Here is a 1612-nt window from a genome sequence, read left to right as displayed (position 1 = left end):
CCAGCGGCGCCGGCGCCCGCCGCCCCTGGCCGCGCAGGACCCCGAGCGCGGCCAGGGCCAGGGCGGCGGTGCCGTAGGCCAGGGCGGCGGCGATGAGCAGGGGGACCATGATGGCGCCGCCGTAGGCCTCCCGCGCCGGGAGCAGGGCGAAGATGGAGCCGACGTTGGCGGCGAGCAGCAGCGGCCAGGCCAGCGCCAGGGCGGCGGCGGGGCGCTCGTAGCGGTAGGCGGCCGGCGCCATGCGGGTGGCCAGGTAGAGCGCCACGATCAGCAGGAAGCCGTTGTAGAGGACGATATTGCGGGCGAAGCTCGAGGCCGGGTTGAAGTGGGTCATGGCCACCACCAGCCGGTCCGGGCGGCCGAGGTCGAGGACGAGCACGGCGAGCCCGCCGAGGAGCAGCGCGGCGGCGGTGACGCCGCCGAGGCGCCCGAGGGGGCGCAGCGGCGCGCGGCCGAGCAGGGAGCCGAGCGCGGTGACCATCAGCGCCCCGGTGGCGGCGAGGATGAGGGCGATGGCGAAGGCGTGGGGCAGCCCCCAGACGATCCGGTTGCTCATCCCGGTGACGGCGTGGCCGGCCGCGGCCATGTAGTAGGCGGCCCCCAGGCCGGCGAGCAGCACCGCGCCGGCGCCGAGGCCGAGGAGCCAGAAGCCCGGCTGGCGGCGGCCGACGAGCTGGTAGCGGAGGGTCGAGGCCATGGTCGCTGCGCTCCTCTTACGAGATCCCTTGGTAGCGAACGCCCGGGTCGAGCTCGAGATCGGCGCGGACGGCCTCGCCGCCGTGGGCGGCGAGGCGGCGGGCGATCTCGCTGCCCGGGTCGTTGAGATCGCCGAAGACGAGCGCCCCGCCGCCCTCGCGGGCGCAGCGCTCGACGCAGGCCGGGCGCTCGCCGCGGTCGATGCGGTGGACGCAGAGGGTGCACGACTCCGCCGTCCCCCGGCCCCGCGGGTAGTCGCCGGGCTCGGTGTCGATGGGCTCGTGGGCGAAGAAGCGGGCCTGGAAGGGGCAGGCCATGATGCAGTAGCGGCAGCCGATGCAGCGGTGCTTGTCCACGAGGACGATGCCGTCGTCGCGCTTGAAGGAGGCGCCGACCGGGCAGACCTTGGCGCACGGCGGGGCGGCGCAGTGCTGGCACATCACCGGCAGCGTGCGGCTCGGCCCCCGGTCCCTGCGGAGCGTGACCTTGCGGATCCACTGCGCCGCGCCCGGGTCCTCGCCGCGGCCGTGCCAGCCGTTCTCCTCGCGGCAGGCGGCGACGCAGGCCTCGCAGCCGGCGCGGCAGCGCCCGGCGTCCACCAGCAGCCCCCAGCGCACCGCCCGCCCGCCGTCGCCGGCCGCCGCGCTGGCGGGGCTGACGGTGGCCCCGCCGAGCAGGCGGCGGCGGCTGCGCGAGTGCGGATGCTCGTCGCTCATCGGGCGCCCCTCTCGTTGCTGTGGCACTGGAAGCAGCCCGCCTGCACGCCGGCGTAGTCGTGGCAGGAGGCGCAGAAGGCCGGCGCCTCGCCGGCCCCGACCCCGTTCCGGGCCTGCTCGGCGGCGGGGGCGGCGTGGCAGTCGACGCACGCCGCGAGGCGGTGCGCTCGGGCTCGCGCCGGCCCCGCCGCCGAGCAGGC

General features: G+C 77.4%; 3 protein-coding genes. All 3 read right to left on the bottom strand.

Annotated features, from left to right (window positions below; translation table 11 throughout):
* On the bottom strand, positions 1-697 hold a 697-nt coding region (nrfD, locus tag CKO13_RS12065), incomplete at its 3' end, for an NrfD/PsrC family molybdoenzyme membrane anchor subunit (RefSeq protein ID WP_200261362.1).
* A 16-nt stretch (positions 698-713) separates the two neighbouring features.
* On the bottom strand, positions 714-1412 hold the full coding sequence (gene dsrO, locus CKO13_RS12060) for a sulfate reduction electron transfer complex DsrMKJOP subunit DsrO (protein ID WP_200261360.1): 699 nt from the start codon (positions 1410-1412) through the stop codon (positions 714-716).
* A partial coding sequence (locus CKO13_RS12055) for a cytochrome c3 family protein (protein WP_338034653.1) occupies positions 1409-1612 on the bottom strand: 204 nt, incomplete at its 5' end. The genes CKO13_RS12055 and dsrO, both read right to left, overlap by 4 nt.

The organism is Halorhodospira neutriphila, from assembly GCF_016584055.1.
Taxonomy (GTDB): Bacteria; Pseudomonadota; Gammaproteobacteria; order Nitrococcales; family Halorhodospiraceae; genus Halorhodospira; species Halorhodospira neutriphila.
Note: the sequence above shows the minus strand (reverse complement) of the source record. Positions and strands in the feature narration are given on the sequence as shown.

Coding starts and splice junctions, on each gene's coding strand:
- dsrO (WP_200261360.1), bottom strand. CDS start 1,412: ATGAGCGACGAGCATCCGCACTCGCGCAGCCGCCGCCGCCTGCTCGGC.